General features: G+C 58.7%; 12 protein-coding genes and 3 pseudogenes. 9 read left to right on the plus strand and 6 right to left on the minus strand.

Annotated features, from left to right (window positions below; all coding sequences use genetic code 11):
- The 4 genes and pseudogenes from G3O00_RS44175 to G3O00_RS43980 all read left to right on the plus strand — a co-directional run.
- A partial coding sequence (locus tag G3O00_RS44175) for an IS3 family transposase (RefSeq protein WP_346779005.1) occupies positions 1–96 on the plus strand: 96 nt, incomplete at its 5' end.
- A 34-nt stretch (positions 97–130) separates the two neighbouring features.
- Positions 131–409, plus strand: a pseudogene (locus G3O00_RS30230) (integrase core domain-containing protein); the annotation flags it as partial.
- A 143-nt stretch (positions 410–552) separates the two neighbouring features.
- Positions 553–1881, plus strand: coding sequence for a hypothetical protein (locus G3O00_RS30235; RefSeq protein ID WP_206145215.1), 1329 nt, complete (start codon positions 553–555; stop codon positions 1879–1881).
- A 236-nt stretch (positions 1882–2117) separates the two neighbouring features.
- Positions 2118–3433 (plus strand): annotated as a pseudogene (locus G3O00_RS43980) (helix-turn-helix transcriptional regulator).
- A gap of 956 nt (positions 3434–4389) precedes the next feature.
- Here the strand turns inward: G3O00_RS43980 and G3O00_RS30250 are convergent.
- Positions 4390–5475 (minus strand): annotated as a pseudogene (locus G3O00_RS30250) (DUF4158 domain-containing protein); the annotation flags it as partial.
- A 144-nt stretch (positions 5476–5619) separates the two neighbouring features.
- Between G3O00_RS30250 and G3O00_RS30255 the strand changes: the two are divergent.
- The 5 genes from G3O00_RS30255 to G3O00_RS30275 all read left to right on the plus strand — a co-directional run bounded on the left by G3O00_RS30255 (position 5620) and on the right by G3O00_RS30275 (position 10117).
- On the plus strand, positions 5620–7311 hold the full coding sequence (locus G3O00_RS30255) for a site-specific integrase (protein ID WP_206145217.1): 1692 nt from the start codon (positions 5620–5622) through the stop codon (positions 7309–7311).
- Positions 7312–7360: 49 nt separating this feature from the next.
- The gene (locus G3O00_RS30260) at positions 7361–7624 is read left to right on the plus strand and encodes a hypothetical protein (protein ID WP_206145218.1); all 264 of its coding nucleotides are present in this window, start codon (positions 7361–7363) and stop codon (positions 7622–7624) included.
- Positions 7625–8205: 581 nt separating this feature from the next.
- On the plus strand, positions 8206–9114 hold the full coding sequence (locus G3O00_RS30265; protein ID WP_206145219.1) for a hypothetical protein: 909 nt from the start codon (positions 8206–8208) through the stop codon (positions 9112–9114).
- A gap of 41 nt (positions 9115–9155) precedes the next feature.
- The gene (locus G3O00_RS30270) at positions 9156–9509 is read left to right on the plus strand and encodes a hypothetical protein (protein WP_206145220.1); all 354 of its coding nucleotides are present in this window, start codon (positions 9156–9158) and stop codon (positions 9507–9509) included.
- Between the two features lie 275 nt (positions 9510–9784).
- Positions 9785–10117: a cation transporter gene (locus tag G3O00_RS30275; protein WP_346779010.1), complete on the plus strand. Its 333-nt coding sequence runs from the start codon at positions 9785–9787 to the stop codon at positions 10115–10117.
- A gap of 44 nt (positions 10118–10161) precedes the next feature.
- On the opposite strand, the gene G3O00_RS30280 is transcribed toward G3O00_RS30275, so the two are convergent.
- The 5 genes from G3O00_RS30280 to G3O00_RS30300 form a co-directional block, all read right to left on the minus strand.
- Entirely contained in the window at positions 10162–11730 is a 1569-nt protein-coding gene (locus tag G3O00_RS30280) for an IS66 family transposase (RefSeq protein WP_206145222.1), read from the minus strand.
- 31 nt (positions 11731–11761) lie between these two features.
- Positions 11762–12112: an IS66 family insertion sequence element accessory protein TnpB gene (gene tnpB, locus G3O00_RS30285; protein ID WP_206145223.1), complete on the minus strand. Its 351-nt coding sequence runs from the start codon at positions 12110–12112 to the stop codon at positions 11762–11764.
- A complete protein-coding gene (locus tag G3O00_RS30290; RefSeq protein ID WP_206145224.1) occupies positions 12088–12576 on the minus strand; it encodes a transposase in 489 nt (162 codons plus the stop codon). The genes tnpB and G3O00_RS30290 overlap by 25 nt, the downstream gene beginning before the upstream one ends.
- Positions 12577–12697: 121 nt before the next feature.
- Entirely contained in the window at positions 12698–13675 is a 978-nt protein-coding gene (locus G3O00_RS30295) for an ATP-binding protein (protein WP_206145225.1), read from the minus strand.
- Positions 13676–13701: 26 nt separating this feature from the next.
- Positions 13702–15693 carry an integrase gene (locus tag G3O00_RS30300; protein ID WP_206145226.1) on the minus strand — a complete coding sequence of 664 codons (1992 nt, stop codon included), beginning with the start codon at positions 15691–15693 and terminating at the stop codon, positions 13702–13704.
- Positions 15694–15862 lie beyond the last annotated feature (169 nt).

Below are 15862 nucleotides of genomic sequence, written 5' to 3' on the forward strand. Positions count from 1 at the left end.
GACTGGATCGAAGGCTATTACAATCGACAGCGCATGCACACGTCGATCGACTACTGCACTCCCGTCGAATACGAAACCGTACGCGCTGCTGCATGACATGCTGTACGTGAAAACGAGGCAGGGTCAGGGCTACACGGCCGATGACACGCGCCGGTTCGCAGTGGCCATCGGCCTGAAGCCATTGACCACAGCGGTGTGCAGTCCACAAAGTAATGGGATGGCCGAGAGCTTTGTGAAGACAATGAAACGCGACTACGTCGCCTTCATGCCGAAGCCGGACGCAGCGACTGCTGCACGCAACTTGGCCATCGCGTTCGAGCACTACAACGACAAGCATCCCCATAGCGCGCTGAAATACCGCTCGCCTCGCGAGTTCCGGCGCTCGATGGATTCAGCAACCTTAGTGTGACGCTGTGTCCGGTATTACAGGGGCAACTCCAAAAGGCTGGCCGGTTCACTTCGCATTTACAGCCAATACTTCTCGTCTGACCGTAAAGCATTGAAGAGTTGCAGTAAATATAGCACCTGTACCTATAACTTCCGTGAACCAAAATGGGTTGCATTCCGTCAAAGAAAATCTCAACGGTTTCGCCGTGGGAAAGCTACACCTTGGAGGCATCAGACACTGATCCGACCGACGCAAGCGCCAATCGGCTTCATGTCAATCGGAGATCAAGCCACGCTCAACCGAGTACTCGGCTCGAAGGACTTGCCCCTCGTACGGTCAATCGCCAGCGCGGTTCTTTTCCCGCAGCGACAATGCCTGGCTCAAGTGCGTTTCCTGCAACAGCGGAACGGTTTCTGCAGCCTACGACACGTGCCACATCGAGGATAAACAAGGATAGAATATACGGGGTTGATTCGACCGAAACTCCACAAGTTCTCGATGCTACTGAACTCGGAGAATTACGAAAGAGATGGGCTAGCTGGGCCGCCAAAGGAGGCGAAGCTGAAGACCGATTGGGAGCCATCAAGCGGCTAGAAGAATTTGCGGGTGGAGAACTCACATCACAAGCAGAAAAATTAATCCGCAGACGTTACAAATCACAGCCTCTACAATTAGAAGAGGAGCTTATTTATGCAACCCAACTAGACCTTAGTAAGCTGGGTTTAACGAGCCTTCCACCGCTTCCATCAGAAATACGTGGTCTCGATTTTTCCCATAACAGGCTGAGTAATACATCAGAACTCGCCGCCGTGATACGCAGTCGGTCGACCATAAAAATGGTAAATATTTCGCACAATCAAATCGACGACATGTCTTCGCTCGACATCATGAGGCGTGAATATTTAAAAGCTAATAAAGTAGTCATTTTTCATTTTAATGGCAATCCGGCAACGCCAGACGTCAATAAGGCTCTGGATATATTTTTAGAGTGGAATTCACAAATTAGCGCGGCTTTTAACGAGACAAATCAGATCACTGAAGATCACAGCATTTTTTGCAAAATCCCACTTTTTCGATCTGCAGACGAGAGCCCAATAAATGTTTTCAGAGAAGATGGACTTTTATTGCCGACCCGCGGAATCGCAGAAGAAGGTAAAATCTTAGGCACCGCCCTCAAGCACCAACGAGAATTCGTATCGAATAGACTCTCGACCACACCCAATAGAGAGGTTGCTGAAATGTTTTGCAAAAAGCGAAATAGACATTGGGTATTCGTGATTGACCCTCAACCTCATGGAACATATGCGAATGAAATAATTTATGGCCAAGGCGAGGAGTCAATGTATTATAGCGAGGAAGAAATCCAAGTGCCAATATGGATTAAGTCTCGCGACATTCGAGGTGCCTACCCAGTCGGCTCTGACGGTCCAAAATATGGAGAACTTATAAAAAATCCTTATTATAATATGTCCAATATTTACGAGTTTGATTAGTGTAAGCCAATGAGGCTGGCACCATTTGGGGTGCCTTTGATTCCCGCGCGTTTTTCCAGTTGGACGCCTTTAAGCCTGACAAGACCTTGCCTTATGGCCCCAAATAACTATTCATATAAAACAATGGGTTAGTATCTACCTTTCGTTGCCGAACAAAAGAGCGTCTTCTGACATGGCCACATCGAAGATGGTGGATCAAGCCATCAAGATGACGGGACGAAATAGACAAGGAACCGATGAACGAACTGGACAACGAACAGGCGCTGAAGTCGTATCCCGACCGCCGCCAGTTGCACCTGAAACGCACCGGGAAATCCGATGGATCGCGTGATCGCGGGCGAGGAGTTCAGCGACGTGACGGTCGAAGTCGAATCGGCCTCCGACGAAAGCGTGAGCTAGGTCCACCGCATCCGCAGCCTCGTGCTGACGAACGCCGCCGGCGAACCGAACTGCCTCGCGCTCGTGGTGCACGACGCAACCGAATGGGCGAGCGCCGAGGAGTGCTTCGAGCGCATCTTCAACGCGAACCCGGCGCCGGCCGTGATCTGCCGGCTCGACGACCTGTGCTACGTGAAGGTCAACCAGGGCTTTCTCGACATGACCGGCCAAGTGCATGAAGACGTGCTCGGCCGCTCGGTATACGAGGTCGACGTGCTCGAACAGGCCGAGCGGCGCGAACTCGCGATCGAGCGGCTCGGCGAAGGCGCGACGATTCCGCAGATGGAGGCCGTGCTGAAGCTCGCGGACGGCAGCACGAAGGCCATGGTGGTCGCCGGGCAGCCGATCGACATGAACGACGAAGCGTGCATGCTGTTCACGTTCATGGATCTCGAGCCGCGCAAGCAGGCCGAGCGTGCACTGCGGCAGAGCGAGGAACGCTCCGCGACGGCGTTCCAGATGGCACCGGTCCCCACCGCGATCGTCACGGCCGTTGCTCGACGTGAACGGCGCGTTCGCCGCAATGACGGGCCATCCGCAGGACGACCTGCTCGGCAAATTCGCGGAGGAGATCGGGCTGTGGGCCGAACGCGCCGCGTGGCAGCGCATCGAAGACCGGCTGGCGCGCGACGGCAACGTGCGCAACGCCGATGTGCGGATCCGCACGCGTGAAGGCGACGTGCGCGATTGCGTCGTGTCGTCCGGCCCCGTCGCGATTCACGGGCGCGACTGCCTGCTCGTCGCGCTGCTCGACATCAGCGACCGCAAGCGTACCGAGATGGAGCTCGTCTACGCGATCGAAACGGCGATGCAGGATGCGTCCTGGTTCAGCCGCACGCTGATCGAGAAGCTGGCGAACGTGCGGCGCGCGAATGCGCCGGATGCGGGCGCCCAGCCGTCGGACCTGACCGCGCGCGAGCGCGACGTGTTCGACCTGCTGTGCCATGGCCTGACCAACAAGGAAATCGCCGGCCGTCTCGGGCTCGCGCCGAACACCGTGCGCAATCACGTCGCGACGATCTACGCGAAGCTCGACGTGTACAGCCGCGGCGAGGCGATCGTCTGGGCGCGCGAGCGCGGGTTAGTCGGCCGAACAAGCAACCGCAGCAGTTGAGTCGTTTTGTCGTCGGGCCGCGTTTTACGCAGGCGACGTTATTGACGTTCCTAACGAGCGGATGCTGAACTAGAACGTCGTCGTAGCTGGAAAGCGGACTGATACTTTTGCCGACTCCTGGAGACCTTCATCAACGGTGCGGTTCGCGAGATGCCGGACCTTGGTCGAGCATCTCATCCGAGTGTTTCCCCTTCTTGCTTGACCGCGGTAGACATATACTGTTCGCGGACTGCCAGTCCCCCGTATCGTAGGCCAAAATAAAGTCGTCACCGTTTGCGAAGTAAAAATGTCACTTCGCCGCCTCGCGTCGGAGATGAAGGGCGAAACCGTCGTGAATTCATGAGGTTGCACGTCGCGAATTAAAGTTGTCACCGGCCTCGGTGTTGCGATGACCAGTGTCAACTCCCGCGCAGCGCCGTTGCAGCGCTGACAGCCCCTGTCACGCGTTGTGCGAAACCGGAGTTTGAGCAGGCGATCGTGCCGTCGTGATAAGGGGGTTATCCGTAAGCGGTCTTTCAACGACGTCTCTCTGACACATCGTCGTTCGAGTTGAATCGTTCAGGCAAGATGTCGCCCGACGTTCGATGGAGTTCGATACGCTATATTGTCGACCTCGGTACATCTTCGAGCTTGCATCTATGGAACGTCAAACTGAGAGGCCGAGCGCGGCGGATCATTCCCAACAGAGTCAACTGCTGCGCCGCGGACTTGCTCTTGAGTACATCACTCTGGGATGGAACGTCGTTGGTGTCGTGATCGTCGGCTTTGCTGCCCTGGCCGCGCGTTCAGTGGCTCTCGCAGGTTTTGGGCTCGATTCTCTGATTGAGATATTCGCTTCTGTCGTGGTTGTCTGGCATCTGACAGGTGCCGGGGGCAACAAGGAGAAGCTTGCGTTGCGGATGATCGGAGCTGCCTTCATTGCGCTGGCCGGCTATATGGGGTTCCGGCTTGGAACCCCTGTAGGCGCGCTGACGCACCTCGCCGAACGGCGTCGGATCGGCTACGCTGTCGTCCACATAGAGCGACAACAGGCGGCCAATCTGCGGCGTTTCTCGATGGCGCTTTACCTGCTCGGCGATGAGGGACTGTTTCGCGCCCGCACTGCTTTCTTCTTCGAGCTGCTTCATATGGAAAGCCATCGCATCGACCAGATTGTCGGTGAGCTGTCGGAAGCGCACCCACGCGTAACACAGCAGGTAGAGCTGCGTCTGGTCCGCCTTCAGGTTGCGCAGGTCGTGGACGGTATAGAAGTTCGCCAGGCTCGCGTAATACAGCACGTTCTGCTGCGAGATACCCAGCTGAGGCAGCAGCGTCTTGGCGATTTCGTGTAACGGTTGCAAAGTGGCGCGCTTTTCGCGTTCGCGGACCATCTGACGCCAGCCGAAATCCTTGGCGTCCTGTTTCAGCGCCGCCAGTTGCGACAGGGTATCATCGCGCACCAGGAGCCGGTCCAGCATGGCTTTGGTCGATTCGTCCAATACACCTGCGAGCAGGTGGCCCAGCCGGCGACGTTCGACGGACAGAGCTTCGCTGATCAGCTCTTGCAAGGTCGTGTAACCGGGCCGGATTATCTTGTGCTCGTTGAGCCACACGATGACTTCGGCGGCGACGAATCCCGGCGTCACGTCACGACGTACGATCTGCGCGGCCTGCTGCTCGAGTTGCGACAGGAAGACGGTCGCCCACGGCCGATAGCCGTACAGTTCAGCGATCTGTTCGCGCTGAGCGTAGTATTCATGCTTGGTGATCGGTTTGCGTTCGAGCGGCTCGCCGTGGAAATAGCGGCTCAGCACGAAATCGAAATCGTCTTCGACCTCGTCCCAATCGAAGCGGAAGAAGGCGTGCTTGGCCTTGAAGTAGCCGATCTGCAAGACGCAATAGATCTGCGCTGATATGGAAGGCCGGCTACTGGCGAGCGCCAGTTCGGATTCGGTCAGCGCCAGGTATTCCAGCCGCTGCGCATCGTCGAAATCAGGCAGACCATACAGGGCTTCCTGTTCGGCGTCGGAAAGGACGCTGAGCAGCTTATTCTTGTTGATCATCGACCATCCTCTCCACGCAACGCCAGATCCTTTGATTTTGTGAGATCACCACCATGGGGTACGACAGGTATGTTGAATTTCCGCATTCTACAGAGATAACCTTTATTATCTCTGTATTGTTGTTTTTGTACTAAACTCGATGACATGAAAACGCGCCTCACGATCCCGTCCACCACCGACATCCCGGCCGACTTTCCTGACGCCGACGCACTGGCAGCGCTGCGTGCCTGGTACGAGGGCGCATCCTCGCGTGACGCAGCCTACCGATACCTGCACGAGCGGCTCAGCCATGGCCAGTCAGCCCGCGGCGTCATCGGCCAGATCCGCCGGCAACTGGCGCTTCATGCCCGTAACCGACAGCGGGCAGATCTGGCCATGCTGTTCGAATGCCCGACCGACAAGCGTATGCATCATGCGCGCGCCACCTCGCTGGCTGTCGAGCTACTACGCACCATGCCCGCACCAGCCCCGCAGATCGGGGACGACATTGTGCGCTGGCTACCGGCGCGCGCTGTCCGTACCCTGAACGCGGCCGGCATCCGGACCCTGACCGATCTCACAGTACGGATTCCGCGTCGCCGGCAGTGGTGGGCGGTCATTCCGGGTCTTGGTCCGGCCAGCGCCAGAAGGATCGAGGCCTTCTTTGCCGCGCACCCGGCGCTCACCGAGCGCGCCCGCGCCCTGATCGTCGCGGACCGGCAGTCCGTCGTCACGCCCTGGGAACAACTACGGCTACCGCACGAGGTTGACGGATCAGCCGGCGCATTTCGAGCCCCGGCGTCGAGCTGTACCCTGGGCGTTGACAACGACTACGAGGCTATCCAGGCATGGCTTGCATTGCATGAATCCCCGGCCACGCAGCGCGCCTACCGCAAGGAAGCCGAACGCCTGATCCTGTGGGCCATCGCCGCTCGCGGCAAGGCCCTGTCTTCCCTGACCACCCGGGATGCAACTGATTACCGGGCGTTTCTGCGCAGACCCACACCGCGCGAACGCTGGGTCGGGCCACCGCGACCGCGCACATCACCAGACTGGCGCCCATTCGTCGATAACCTTTCCGCCCGTTCGATCGCCCATGCGCTGGCCGTGCTTGGCGCGTTGTTCCGCTGGCTGGTCGAGCAGCGCTATGTTGTGGCCAACCCCTTTGCCGGCATCAAGGTGCGCGGGAGCAAGCGCGCCATGGCCCTGGAAACCGCGCACGCCTTCACAGAAGGAGAATGGCTGCTCACGCGCGCCATTGCAAACGGACTCGAGTGCTCCTACGGCTGGCAAACCGCCGCCGCGCAACGACTTCGGTTCATGCTGGATTTCGGCTACGCGACTGGACTACGGATCAGCGAACTGGCCAGTGCAACCTTGCGCAGTGTCGAGGCGGACGCCGCCGGCGACCACTGGCTGCACGTGATCGGCAAAGGCGGCAAGCCAGCCCGGGTTACCTTGACACCCCTGGCGCGCACCGCACTGGACCGGTATCTTCAGGAACGGGGATTACCCGTCAGCCGCGCGCTCTGGAACCCCGCCACGCCGCTGATCGGCAGCCTGGACGCCGATGCTGACGGCATCAAGCCCCTGCGTCTGTGGGAAGTCATGCGCAGATTTTTCCGGCACGCTGCGCAGATTATTGAAAACGACCATCCGGCGCTGACTGAGAAACTCCGGCAGGCGACACCGCACTGGATGCGGCATACCCATGCAACCCATGCGATTGCGAAGGGCGTCGAGCTGAGCGCCGTGCGAGATAACCTTCGTCATGCATCGATTGCGATCACGTCGATTTATTTGCATACCGACGATGTGAAGCGGGCACGACAGTTCCGGCAGGCATTTACCGGCTGAGCTCCCTCTCACAACACATATGCAACCGCCCACCCCACAGGCCTTCAGAATGAACATGCTGAAACGTCGCCTCGCTGCGACAGACGACAAGCTGCAGGAAATCAAGACAGCACGCAAGGCAGCCGCCAAGGCACAGCGCCAGCAGGTCAAACAAACGCGCGCGGACCGCGAGCGAAAGATCGTGCTGGCCGGCGAGGCGTTGCTGCGCCGTGTCGACCGCGGCGAGTGGGATGTTGCGGATTTTAACGCGATGATGGATGAGTTCCTGTTCCGTCCGGCAGATCGCGCGCTGTTCGATCTCGACGACGAGTAGCTGTAACGACCTGCAATCGAAATGCGCTGAACCTGTAATCAACGCGAATTCCGGCCAGCATTAACGGCAACTGGCGGCACACGCAAATCCGGATTATCTGCACTGATACGATTCAGATCGGCAGTCCGGCTGCCAGCAGCCTGTCGCGCAGGGTCGCGGCCCGTACCGGCTCCAGCGAGTTGCACGATTTCGTGGCCCGCTACGGACTTTCGCGTATTTGCAGCAGGCCGGGATGCGGAACTGGCAGACTGCTGAAGTGCGCTGCCTCGCGCGCAAACGGCTGACGACTATGCGGCACTCTTGCCATGGACGCGCCTCTGGTAAGAGACGCCGTAACCCCAAACTCATTCACAGAAGCGGTCATGCGCCCCCTATCGCCTAATTCAGAGATTAACGCAAGCTATTACCTTGGGAAAGGATACGACGCAGAGTCCACCACAAACGAGGTCAATAAGAGGCTTCCCGCTGGACGGCCAGCCTATCAAGCGGATGACATCCGGGGATTCCGCGATAAACGTGCAGCATTTCTGCAAGGCCTACCCCAGCGACACCCGGGACAGGCTGTCACGTCAGGCGTCTCCATGCAACCGACGACACAAGCCCCAAGACCATCATCATCGGCGGCTAGGCAGCAAAGATTAAACGTTGGCGCAATGGGCAGCGTTCCGAACGCTTCTGGTTATGCTAATCCATTGTTGATGGAGATATCTTCCGCGTGGTCTAGAATATTGCCGAACGACGCCGTGCAGGATATCAATCATGACCTTACGAAAAATGGCCTTGGTCATGTCGTTTGGGGCTCCAAGCCAGTATTCTATCTAGAGGAGAAAGCTGAGGAAGGTGTCTGGAAAGATATGACGGCCTGTGCGAGCCTCGGAGGCGTTAAGCCGGGATTTACTCTCATTCCTTCTTCGAAAAACGATCAATTGCCAGAAGACGAGCAATTTGGATATCTCGTCAATCTGAAAAATACAACCGACGTTATAACCGCCAACAAACCTTTCTTTATTTCTCGTTTTAATCTGAACGCAGAATGGAGTAGTGAACAAATTTTGCATCAACATGTTCTGCCTTTTCTTGGAACAAAGGAATATTCCAAAGATGGCGAGCTTACAGCGATTTTACTTGGCTACGGACGGGAAAATTCGGCCGCACATACCCTCTCCATCAAAGGCAATCCGGCCCAAAAATCAACGGTTGCTGAGCAAAACCATCGACTAGACAGATGGGTCAAAGAACGTACGCAGGAATTAGGCCAAGCTAAGGATTTTGGATATTCGATGCCAGCCGTTCCAACTTTCATGAAATTCGACACGCCGGAAACGCGGGGGCTACTGAATACTTATATTCAGGAAAGTAACGGTATTCAGGATGGTCACATGGCTCTGCTGCATCGGCATGAAGATAAAACTGACGGCAGCCTGCTTCAGGATTCTCGATTGCTTGTTTCAGCCTTCCTCCAGGAGCTTTTCTACGACCCCAATCAATAAATCAATCTCGAGGCGCATGATTATCACCGTCCGACACCCTGATGGTAGTGTATTTTGGCGTGGACCAAGGTCTTTTGGCAGTGAATGGGACTCGAATTCCTGCTGCTGGCACCGAATTGCTTGAAATGGACCACGCCAGCAATGGGGAGCACAGACAGGAGTTGCGTGCTCAGCCGCGAGGTGAGCTCACCAATGCAAAGGAGGAACCGGTAATCAAAGGGTTCGAAGCCGAGGCTCAGCGTACGCATAGCAGATTACCGCGTGATGCCCATAAACCTGTTGGCGCTTACACAACAGACGGAGTTATTTCTATAAGTGCAAAGAATGCCGATGTCGAGGAAATGATCGTGGCGCAGCAGCCCGAGTTTGAGAGACTAACGGAAAGTGGGGGCTAGCTGATAGGCGCGCATTAATAGTAGGGACGCAAGAAAGTATTACCGCGTACCAAAATGGTGAGTCATTGTCCGATGAAAGCTCCGAATGAGGTGCGGGCCGATCCGGCAGCGCCGCAAGCGCGCATCGCTGGTGGATGACGCCCATCGGCGGACTGGCGCTATGTGGAAGTCAGGCGTCACCAGCTAGTCAGCGTCACGCGCGGGCAACAAGCCGATTGACGTTCACATGTGGAACGACGGAGTTTTCTGGGGTTCCGGCGTAGAACCCCTATATCGTGGTTCAAACGATATATGTGTTCACCACTGGCGGGCGACCGGCACCGTCACCCGCAGGCATTGCATGGCTTACGGCAACGGTCATCGCTATGCTCGCCCTTGCACGCGGCAAGCTTGTCACGGGCCGACGTCTGGACAACGCAGTGCTTATCGCAGAATCACGCGTAACCGTGATCGACGCTTATCTCGCGGCAGCCGTGCTCGTCGGCATCGCGCTCAATACGGTTGCAGGATGGTGGTGGGCGGATCCGCTCGCAGGCCTTGTGATCGTCTACTATGCAGTCGTTGAAGGCGTGGCCCACTGGCGAGAAGGAACCTCAGTAAAGGCCTGAGCCGACGATGCTTTCGTACTTGATCTTGGAGACATCGCTCGGGATCACCGTCCCAGCAGATGGCCGGGGATGTGCCAAGGCAGAAGAGCACTATAGTCGTCGACATGCTGCGCACGCGGGAGATGCTCGAACAGCCAGGTGAGGTAGCGGTACGGGTCGATGCCATTCGCCTTGCACGTCTCGACGAGGGAGTACAGATTGGCGCTGGCCTGCGCACCAGCAACCGTGTCGGCGAACAACCAGCCCTTGCGGCCGACGACGAACGGGCGGATCGCGTTCTCGCATAGGTTGTTCGAGATCGGCCAGTTGCCGTTCTCAACGTAGCGGACCAGCTTGGGCCATTGTCCGCTCATGTACTGCAATGCCTTGCCGAGCAAACTCGACGGCACAACACCCGGTAGATGTTCAACCAGCATACGTTCGACGGCGGCTAGCACAGGGGCGCTGTATCGGGCACGCAATCGCTGCCGCCGCTCTGACTTCCATTGAGCACTACGCGCTTCGGCAGCGAACAGCTTGCTGATCAGCATAATGAAGCGCGTCGCAAGCAGATCCGGCGAGCGTGCGGCCTTCGGCACCGACTCCTCGGCCTTGATGAAGCCGCGGCGCACGTGCGCCCAGCATCCGAGATGCACGAGCTGGTGATCGTGTGCGATGCCGTTGTAGAGCTCGTACCCGTCCGTCATCAGCGCAGTGCCGGGCTGCACGCCGGCATAGAGCTTCTGTGCATGTTGGGCGCCGCGCCCTGGCGAGTACGAGAACATCCGCACGGGCGGCCCCACACCGTTGACCTGCGCCCATAGGTAGCTCTTCGCCTGCGGTCTTCGTCCCGGTTCCTTTAGCACCTGGAACGTGGTTTCGTCGCCATAGATCAAGTTCGATTCGAGCAGCGCGTCACGCAGCAGGTTGATTACTGGCTGGGTGGCCAGCCCTACTCGCACCACGCTCGCTGCCAGCGTGTTCGATGAGATGTCGCCGCCGAAGCGACGCAGCAGCGTGGCCTGGCGATACAGTGGCATGCCGTATTGGTACTTGCCGGTGATGATCCACGCGAGTGCGGATTCCGTGAGCAGCCCGCGCGGAATGATGCGCGTCGGCGCCGGCGTGACCTTGATACCGAGGTCGCAGCACGGGCAAGCGTACTTGACCCGCTGGTGCTGAACGACTCGCACCTGCTCGGGAATCACGTCGAGCTGCTCGCTCGTTTCCACGCCGATCTCGATGAGGGAATGGCCGTCATGCGTGCAGAACCGTTCCGACGCCGGCAACTCGTGCCGCACGACCTCGCGCGGCAAGTTCGGATCAAGTGGTTTGCGCCCGCGCTTGCCGCGCGTATGGGCTGCGACCGACGTGCCTGGCACGTCTTCACGTGCGGGCGCATTGGCAGTCGTCGCCAGTGCCTCGGCTTCGTTGAACAGGCCGAGTTGGTCGGCATGGCGCGCCTCGCTCGATGCACCGAACAGCTCGTGCTTGTAGGCCCGCAGTTTCCCTTCGGCCAGATCGCGCTGGGCCGTCACGAGCCGAAGTTCGCCCCGCAGCGCATCACGTTCGGCGCTCGCGGCAATCAGCGCCTCGTACTCCTCGGCGCTCAGCATGACGGGCGTGTTCGGCATGGTCGGTTAGACCATGCCATGCGCGTGGTGTTCAGCTCATTCGCGCGTAATATCGCTGGGGATGCTTCTGGATCACGGCAAGGTCGATTCCGTCGAGCAGCCAGTGCAGCTGCTCAGTGCTGAGTGTGATCGTGTCACCTCCGTTCGGCCAAACGAAGCGATCGGCTTCGAGTCGTTTGAGCAGCAACCAGAAGCCGTTGCCACCCCAGCCGAGGATCTTGATTCGATCGCGACGTCGATTGCCGAACACGTAGAGCGAGGCATCCATCGGGTTCAGTCGCATCGATTGCTCGACGAGAATCGCCAGACTGTTCATGCCGTACCGGAAGTCGACAGGATCGCGGTGCAGGTAGACCTTCAAGCCTTCGTCGAACCGGAACACGGCAGCCTCCCGAGCATATGAATCACGGTGGCCAGTTCGTCGACGCTCGCCTCGCCAAGGTCAAACTCGACACCATTGGTCAGGCGCACGTGTAACGATAGTGCCATTGCTCGGACCGGAGGTAACGGCTCCGGCAGCATTGCTGGTGACGAAGGGGAAACCGCTACGACTGACACGAACGCCGATGGCGTATTAGGGAGGTCGATCGCAACGCCGTCAGAAACCGCAGGCGTCCGGGCCACTCGCTCATGTTCGAGCTGGGCCTGCATCTTTTGGTAGCGCGCAATCCAGCTGCGTAACAGGTTCGGATTGAGGTCATGCTCCATGGCCGTCCGGGCTATTGAAACGCCCGGCTGCAGGCAGATCTGTACCAATTCATCACGAGCGGCGTCGTCATATTCCCGGCGGCCATCTCGTTTCCGCCCGACGACCAATCGGCTCCGTAGGTCTTGTTTCTCACTCATACACTCTGATACCAGCTGTCCACGTGGACACGTAGCATCAGAGTGCAGCGATTTCTACACAAGGGCGTCGTTATTCGATCGCTTACGAATCGGCAGGCGCGGCGGTTGGAGCAACGCTCCGCTACGCTGTGGCGAGGACGTGGCCGGTCGCATGGCGAGATTGAATGTAGCCACATTGATGCGCTGCGTGCTGCCACAAGGCCGGCTCGGGACAGTAACCCGGCGCATCCATTAACTCGCTGTCCTTCAAAACGATTTCGACCGCACGTGCGAACGACTCCATCGGAATCTCGAGACGGCCCGGTAGACTGGCCTTGTGGTGGGCCGCCTCAAACGCCCGCCAGAGTTCACCCGCGTCATCGAGCAAGCGATAGCCAGCGTCGAAAGCCTGCGGCAGATAGAATCGCGTAAAACTCCAGCCGCTAGTCTCCGGATACGCGGTCTGGTCGTAACCGTTCAGACAGGTCGCGACATCGTCGACGTTGCGAATCCCGTAAAACGGCAGCTCTTCCACCATCAAGCGCGCGACGATCTGCGTCTTGCCGGCAATCTGCAGGGCGGTTTTCTGGGAGAGCAGTTCCTGTTGGCCGACGAGAAACGTGAACAGCTTGATTTGCTGGCGATCGAGCGCGTCGTGAACGTCGCGCAACCATTCGTATTCGTTTTCGTTGTATCGCTGCGCCTCGTCGCAAAACAGCAGCACGGTACCGCTGCCCGCACGGGCGGCAGCCTCGCGAATGCGCAACGTCAGACGCATGCGCTTAGCCGATCCGACGCCTGCGTTCGGGTTATGGTCTCCGACAGCCTCAAGCAGGTTCACGAAGAATGGACCTTCGGCGTGACGCGGCTTGTGTTCGCACTGCGCGTGGTAGCTGGTGATTTTCGGCAGATCTCGGGCCATCAGCAATCGCAGATATTCGATTGCACGGGTCTTGCCAATGCGCGGCGGTCCATAGATAAGCGCGCCCATGATGCGATAGCGCAAACATTTCGTAACAAGATCGTAGAAAGCCTCGATGGCCGGCGTAGCGATCCGGTAATTGCCGGTCGCCAAGGGATGCAACGCCGGATCGATGGGACGTGGAACCTCAACTGACATGGTGTCCTCCTCTCGGAAACGGTGGATCAACCTACCTGACCGGTGCCGATCTTCAGCTTGTGCGGATGTGCCCGCACCCGCGGGGTTTCGGGCTGGACGACACTGGTGGCCGGGTAGGCTACAGCGGTCGATGTGGACGTGGACGTCGATGTCGACATCGGTCCCGGCGGCGTCCGAACGATCGGCGCGGCCGCCAGGATGCGAGCCGCCTGCGCCAAATCGGACGCAGCCCGACGGGTTTTTCCGGCCTGCTCGAACTTGGCACGGATGTACTTCTCGATCCCGCGGGCATCCAGCGATGCCCGCAGACGCTTGCGGCCTTGGGCCTTGCGAATCTCCTGTCGCAAGGTCAGGTTGTGCGGCACGACGCGCCACGCACCTTGCGCGTCGAGGACACCTAATTCGGTGCCGTCGAGCAGGAACGCACGGACACTGCGCAAGTCGTCCGCGTTCAGGTAGACGAGCAGTTGCTTACCGATGAGCCCTGTGCTGCAAGCCAGAACGGGGCTCGAATACCGCACACCGTAGAGGTTGATATGCGGTCGGGTACCCTGATTCAGATAGGCGTGGACACGACAGCGCTTCGCCGACTGCATCAGGCACAGCGTGCGACGGCGGGGCTCCGGCAACCAGTTCACGAGCGTGTGTCGGCCACGGACGAACAATTCCATCGCCTCGAGCGGCGAGACGTTGTTGAGTCCGGTGTGCGGCGTGCCGTTGTAGCTCGCAATTGCGTATTCGACCAACTCTTCGAGCTCGTCGAAGGATACGAACAAGCGCAGATTGCCCTTTGGGTCCGACAAAGCGCGACGCAAATCGCGAGGATGGCTGCCGGTGTAGCCCGGTAAGCGCGAGGATAACCGAGTGGCGATCGTGCCAAAGAACCGTTCGATGTAAGGGCGCTCATCTGGACTGTGCTTCGGTCCGGCCGCGACCTGACAGCCAACGAACTCGCATAAAGCGGCCAGCGTCTCGGTGGCGAGATTCGCCTTCGCGTTGTCGAGCTTGATGTGCTCCCACGTCACGTACGCCAGCTCAGGCATGCGTTGAGACGGGTAGCCATCCATGGGACCGTAGCCGAGTTCGCGAATCGTGAAGGACCGGGCTCGATGCGGCTCGAGCGCCGCTTCGATCGCTTTGATGACATCGTAGCGACTGTATTCGCGAGCCAGAACGAGGTGATGCCCGAGCACAGCGCGTGTGCAAACGTCAATGATCACCAGCAACCAGACGCGTTCGATTTCGAACTCGTGCGTAAAACCGAGCGGATCGGCCATCACGATCTTGAGACGGATATCAAGCCGGTGTCCGTCGAATTCAACGACCCGGTAGGGACGCGTCGCGGCGGGTGCAGCGAAATCATCGCTGTGCGGCAGGCCTTTCAGATGCGTCGCGCCAGCGGCACGCGCAGCGGTGCCGAATCCGCTCAGCAGTTCGCTTTTGACGCGGGCCGAGAGCGATCGGATCGCGTGGCTCGCCGTATTGAACGGATAATCGGCGGCCGTGAGGCCGCACTGGCGACATTGCAGAAGAAAACTCGCATGCAGTCCTTGAAGGCCGCTCAAGCGGGTGCGCAATTCGCCGCCGGTACGGATCTCGATCAACGCCACACGACGCTGCTTAATTTGCAGCTGCAGCCACGCCGCGAGCACCGGGAATCGCTCGAACAGTTGCGATAGCGCGCCGGCGGCGCCGCGGCTACCGCGTTCGCCGTTCAGTTTCACTGGACTCAAACGGACGTAATCGGCAACGCGCGCGTGCAAGATCAGCGCGCGAAAGCCATAGAGGCGACCGTCCGGGTGCGCTGCGAGTGCGCGCTCGAGCAGGCGATAAAGTTGTCGTCGGTTGACCCCCGTGCTCTGCTCAATCTCCTTGATCGGAGCGCCGCGCGCATACTGCTCGATCGCTGTCATACGCACCTGGACCAATTCCCTTTCGGCAGTATCAAACTCGGTCCACGCGATGGTCGGCCAGGTCGACGGATCCAGTGTCTGAAATTCCGGCTTGCGACGTGCCATCATGCCGCCTCGGTTGCGACGAAGCGCGTCAGCAACGACAGAGGCTCGGTACGCAGATCAACCGCGTCCACGTGCCCTGCATACACGAGCGCGAAAATCGCCGCACGGACCAGCGCCGGATCGCCGACAGAGAGCTCACGCTCGATCTCGAGCAAGGTATGCGGCATCG

Source organism: Burkholderia sp. Ac-20384, assembly GCF_017104605.1.
Classification (GTDB): Bacteria; Pseudomonadota; Gammaproteobacteria; order Burkholderiales; family Burkholderiaceae; genus Burkholderia; species Burkholderia lata.

Coding starts and splice junctions, on each gene's coding strand:
- G3O00_RS30235 (WP_206145215.1), top strand. CDS start 553: ATGGGTTGCATTCCGTCAAAGAAAATCTCAACGGTTTCGCCGTGGGAA.
- G3O00_RS30255 (WP_206145217.1), top strand. CDS start 5,620: ATGAAAACGCGCCTCACGATCCCGTCCACCACCGACATCCCGGCCGAC.
- G3O00_RS30260 (WP_206145218.1), top strand. CDS start 7,361: ATGAACATGCTGAAACGTCGCCTCGCTGCGACAGACGACAAGCTGCAG.
- G3O00_RS30265 (WP_206145219.1), top strand. CDS start 8,206: ATGCAACCGACGACACAAGCCCCAAGACCATCATCATCGGCGGCTAGG.
- G3O00_RS30270 (WP_206145220.1), top strand. CDS start 9,156: ATGGTAGTGTATTTTGGCGTGGACCAAGGTCTTTTGGCAGTGAATGGG.
- G3O00_RS30280 (WP_206145222.1), bottom strand. CDS start 11,730: ATGCCGAACACGCCCGTCATGCTGAGCGCCGAGGAGTACGAGGCGCTG.
- G3O00_RS30290 (WP_206145224.1), bottom strand. CDS start 12,576: ATGAGTGAGAAACAAGACCTACGGAGCCGATTGGTCGTCGGGCGGAAA.
- G3O00_RS30295 (WP_206145225.1), bottom strand. CDS start 13,675: ATGTCAGTTGAGGTTCCACGTCCCATCGATCCGGCGTTGCATCCCTTG.
- G3O00_RS30300 (WP_206145226.1), bottom strand. CDS start 15,693: ATGGCACGTCGCAAGCCGGAATTTCAGACACTGGATCCGTCGACCTGG.